The organism is Clostridium sp. (assembly GCF_040797585.1).
Taxonomy (GTDB): Bacteria; Bacillota; Clostridia; order Clostridiales; family Clostridiaceae; genus Clostridium_Z.
In genome coordinates, this window is sequence record NZ_JBFNEO010000201.1 from 1 (window position 1) to 5,090 (window position 5,090).

The 5,090-nt window shown below is 29.5% G+C and carries 5 protein-coding genes; all 5 read left to right on the forward strand.

Annotated features, from left to right (window positions below; genetic code table 11):
- Window positions 1–302 (forward strand): FHA domain-containing protein (locus tag AB2369_RS11210; protein WP_367666566.1); only part of this gene is annotated, 302 nt, incomplete at its 5' end.
- An 11-nt stretch (window positions 303–313) separates the two neighbouring features.
- A complete protein-coding gene (locus tag AB2369_RS11215; RefSeq protein WP_367666567.1) occupies window positions 314–1,150 on the forward strand; it encodes a PP2C family serine/threonine-protein phosphatase in 837 nt (278 codons plus the stop codon).
- Window positions 1,151–1,177: 27 nt separating this feature from the next.
- The gene (locus AB2369_RS11220; protein ID WP_367666568.1) at window positions 1,178–2,983 is read left to right on the forward strand and encodes a PP2C family serine/threonine-protein phosphatase; all 1,806 of its coding nucleotides are present in this window, start codon (window positions 1,178–1,180) and stop codon (window positions 2,981–2,983) included.
- Between the two features lie 9 nt (window positions 2,984–2,992).
- Window positions 2,993–4,297, forward strand: coding sequence for a normocyte-binding protein (locus AB2369_RS11225; RefSeq protein WP_367666569.1), 1,305 nt, complete (start codon window positions 2,993–2,995; stop codon window positions 4,295–4,297).
- A complete protein-coding gene (locus AB2369_RS11230; RefSeq protein WP_367666570.1) occupies window positions 4,294–4,989 on the forward strand; it encodes a hypothetical protein in 696 nt (231 codons plus the stop codon). Before AB2369_RS11225 ends, AB2369_RS11230 begins: the two co-directional genes overlap by 4 nt.
- The last annotated feature ends 101 nt before the right edge of the window (window positions 4,990–5,090 follow it).

Here is a 5,090-nt window from a genome sequence, read left to right on the forward strand (position 1 = left end):
CAGGTAAGGATTATAAGATTAAAGCAGGAAAGAATTTCATAGGTAGAGCAGATGATATGGATATACAAATAGTTGGAGATAATAAGGTTTCCCTTAGGAATCATGCAATTGTTGTTTATGATCAAAAGAAGAAAAATAATGTGTTGTTACCAGGAGATTCATCAGGAATTGCTTATTTAAATGGGGAGGCAGCTTATATGCCAACAGAATTAGCGCCTTATGATGTAATTGAGCTTGGAAAAAGTAAGTTCTTGTTTGTACCATTTTGTGGAGAACACTTTGAGTGGGAAGATAATGATTAGAGGTAATTACAATGATAGATTTAATTAAAGATAATTACTATATTTTGTTAGTATTCCTTATAGCTTTATTAGTTTTTCTTATATTACTAAAAGAGTATTTACTTAGAATATATAGAAAAGAAAATATAAACATAGAGACAGCATGTACCATCGGAGGAGAAGAGGTGCAAGAGGATAATTTTAAAGTAGTTAATTCAGACTTTGGAACTCTTGCAGTTTTAGCAGATGGTCTTGGGAAGAATAAAGGAGGGAAAATATCTAGCAAAGTAGCAGTGAATACTTTTATAGATATTTTTTTGAGCCATAGAACTTTAGGAAAAGTAGATTATTTTTTTAGTAAAGCCTTTAATTCTTCTAATAGAGAAATCTTAAAGAGAACTAATGGTAATCATGGAGGGACTAGTTTAGTAAGTGCAGTTATAATGGAGGATCTTCTATATTATGCCATGGTTGGAGATACAGTTATAGCAGTTTTAAGAGACGATGAGCTTTTAAAACTAAGTGAGGGACATACCCTAGATGTTTTAGCAAAACAAGAATTTTATAAAGGAAGACTCTCAAAGGAAGTTGCATTATCAGCTATTAATGAGAGAAAGCTTCTATATTACCTTGGCATGGAGGAGTTTAAAACCTTTGAAATTTTTGATACTCCAATAAAGCTAAAAAAGGAAGATATCATCGTTTTAATGAATAGGGGAATTTATGAAGCATTAACATGGACAGATATAGAAAACACCATTATAAACAATAATTTTAATGGTATAGGAAAGAAAATAATAGATAAAGTGAAAGCTTCAGAAAAAGAGTATAGATATAACGGAGCTATTGTACTTATGAAATATTTATAACCATAAAGGGGTTTAGAGGGTGAAAAGATGAGAAAATTAAATTCAAAATTTAAAACTGCCTTTATATCAGAGGCAGGTACACTTTTGCAGAATAAAGATTATTTTGCTTTTATAGAGTTAGATAATTATGGGTGTTATGTAATAGCAGATGGTATAGATGATGATCTTCAATTAGAAAGTGCTAAGATGGTTGTTACAAGTGTTATAAGAAGTTTCACTGAAAAACCTACCATGAAAAAAAGACTTATAAAAAAATACTTAAAAGAAGCCAATGATGAACTTCTTTCATGTGGTATTTATACAAGACTAAAGGCATCTATTACAGTGGTGGTTACTGACTACAGTAAAATTAGATATGCATTAGCTGGAAATACAAGATTTTATTTATTTAGAGATGGAGCATTAAGATATAAAAGCAATGACCAATCTCTTACACAAGTTTTAGCGGATAAGGAACAGGTTGCTTTAGATAAGATAGCAACACATGGTGAGAGAAATAACCTATATTGTCATTTAGGACAAGAAGAATTAGAAAAGCCGTACATATCAAAGAAAATAAACTTAGTAGATGGAGATATTATTACTCTTCTTACAAGGGGAATATGGGAAAATATAGACGAGAAAGAAATAGAAGATGCCATTGATGAGGCAGCAGAGCCAAAAGAGCTTGCAGATAGTATTGAAGATATGTTGTTATCAAAACAACTTAAAGATATAGAGAATTACACTTTTTCAGGAATATTTGTAGATAAAGCCTATAAGAATCCTGATAGAAAACAGCTTATAAAAAAGATAGTACTTACAGCATTACCTATACTTATAATTTTAATTATTTCCGGGGTAATTTTTAATATACAAAGGAATAAGAAAAAAGACAGTATAGAAAATATGAACTCCTATAAAGTAAGCGCAGTAAATTATGTGGGAAGCGGTAATATAACTAAGGCTAATGAGGAATATAAAAAGGCATTAGAAATAGCTACAAAATATAAATTAAAAGATGAAAAGAAAACCTTGGATGATCACTATAAGTTTACAGAAATTGTAATGGATGCAGATAATAAATTAAAGGATAAAAAATATGATGAGGCTTTAGATGGATATTTAAATGCTCTATATAAGATGGATGATGTGGATAATTTAGCACAAGATTATGTGTTAGATAAATTAAATATGGTTAGGAATGCTATTAAGGTTACGGATTTAATAACCTTAGGAGATACAAACCTAGAACTTGAAAATGTAGATGAGGCAGAAAAGCTTTATAAAGAAGCAAAGGATTTAGCAACTAACTTATATTTAAAAGATGAAAGAAAAGATGCCATGGAAAAGTTAGATAAGATTTATGAAGGTAAGGCAGAAAAACAAAAGGAAGATAAGGCAGCAGAAGAAGAGAAAAAGAAAGAGGAAGAAGAAAAGAAAAAAGAAGAAGATGAAAAAGAAAAGGAAAAGATAGAACTTGAAGATAAGGCTGTAAATCATATTAAGCAAGGAGACATAAGCTACAGTGCAGGAGATTATGTTGGAGCTAAGATGTATTATATTATGGCAAAACAGCTTTACGATCAAATTGGATCTAATGGTTTTTCAAGTGAATTAGACAGCAAAATAAGACTTATGGATAAGAAAATAGATGAAAGTGCCAGTAAAAGAGCACAGGCAGATAGGTACCAAAGAGATGGGGATGAAAAAAATATTAAAGGCAGCTTTGAAGAAGCAAAGGTACTATATATGATAGCAAAAGATTTATATGAAAAAGAAGGTCTTATGGAAGAGGTAAAGAAGGTAGAGGAAAAGCTAGAAATAGTAAATAAAGCCATGGGCAAGGAATAGGTAGAAGATATGAAAAATCAGGTTTATGAAAAGTTAAATAATATTGAGAACTTAGAAGATAGATTGATCTTAAAGAAGATCTTAAGTGGTTTATTTACCTCCTTAGAAGAGTATACAGAAAACAGATTCAATGAATTAGAAAAAAGAGTTTTTAATGAAATTGAAGATATAAAAGAAAAGTATAATGTATTTTGCACCATAGCTAAAAGAGGGAATTTAGATCCCACTAATGAGTTTCTATATCCTATGTTAAAAGAAGATGTGGAAGAAGCCATATATGATGTTAATGAAATACTAAATAATTTAAGAGAAAATCAGCCTATAACAATGTTTAAGGTGTTTTTAAAATGCGACTACTTAAGGGTTAAGGATATATTAGATAGTAATAAAACCTTTAAAGGGGTCATTGAAACAGATAAAAAAACCTATGAGGCATATTTCTCTTTAAAGGAAAATAAGGAATATATAGAAAAGACTAAGGATATTTATAAAATGTTTATAAATAACAATATTCCATGGACCACCATAAACAATCCTTACATCTATAAAATAGCCAATGTGGTTTTAACTACATGTAAGGAAAATATAGGGGAAGATGAGGAGATAAATAAAATATCCATAGACTTTGAAGAATACGCTGAATATATTCAGTATGACATGGTTCCCCTTTGGAACATTAAAGGAATATCTCTTAAAAGCCTTGGATTTCCAATGCCTTGCGAGGATAAAGTTACCTATGAACATATGATATCCATTGAAAAAGAAGGAAAAAGCCATGGGTATTTAGTTAATTATGAGGGGGCTAATATTCAATATGTAAGGTTTATGAAGGATTCATTGGTTATATGCTCCTCGGAAGAAGAGGGGCAAAAGTGGAGTATATATAAGATTATTTCTAGAAATCCTTCAGCTATAGATATTTATAACCATGAACTTATGTGTAATGAGGCTAGGGATAGTTTTATTGGAAAACTATCATTAAATAATAGATGTAATGTAAAAACCAGATCAGAACTAGAGAGAATCATAAATTCCTTTAAGGTGTATAAATATCTAGAATTTAAACATCTAGAGCTTAAGGAAAAAGAAGAGGGGAAAATTAATTCTGAAAATGTAATTAAACCTTCGGAGACTTATACCATGAATGAGTTTATCATTGATGAAATAAGAGATGGGAATAGAGACAAGGTACTAACACTATACTTTAGAGGAAAAGACAATAATTACTATTTAAATAGAGATATATTAAGTTTCTTACTATCAGAAATTCAATTATTTTATCCAGAGTATCACTGTGAGGGAAGATTAATATGAATTATATTTGGGATATATTATTAAAGGCTGATAAAGAAAATATACCTAGGGAAGAGATTCAATTTATACTAGCTAATGTATGTAGCCCATATATGGAGATATCTTTTATAGATCTTAATACTAACTCTTTACCAGAAGATAAGGTCATTGAGGTTAATCCCTACTATAGATTTTATGACATATTTAAAGATTTATTTGACATCAACATAGATGAAAGTAGACAGCTAAGAGAAGTACTATTTGATATAGTGCTTCATTATTTAGGGAAACTAGACTTAAATCAAGGAATAAGTAAACAGGAGTTTTATAAGAACTTTTTAATGAGAGACATAGAAAATGGAGTATTTGGTGAAGAGTTAAGGGTGAATATTAAGCTTTTTAAAAAAGAAGAGGTAGATTATATATTAACTAATCTTATCGCTCTATATAAAACAGGAGCATCCCTACATTTATTTAATAAAGTATTAAACAAGGTATTTAAAAATAACAGGGTATATATAAATCAAGATAATCCAAAAGAGATGTATATATATTTAGGAAAGCATAAAACCCATGAGCTAAATAAAAAGATAGAAACCATAATAAATGTATTTTTACCTATAAATACTAATGCATTTATATACTGGGACCATCATTTTGGGATTTTAGGTGCTCAAAACACCATGAGGCTTGATGAAATTGTTATGATGTAAAATTTAAGGAGGAAAAATGACTTCATATTCATATAGATTATACAAAGATAACACAAAGGGACAAATTAATAAAAATACATATAAAGAAAAAGACCTTAACC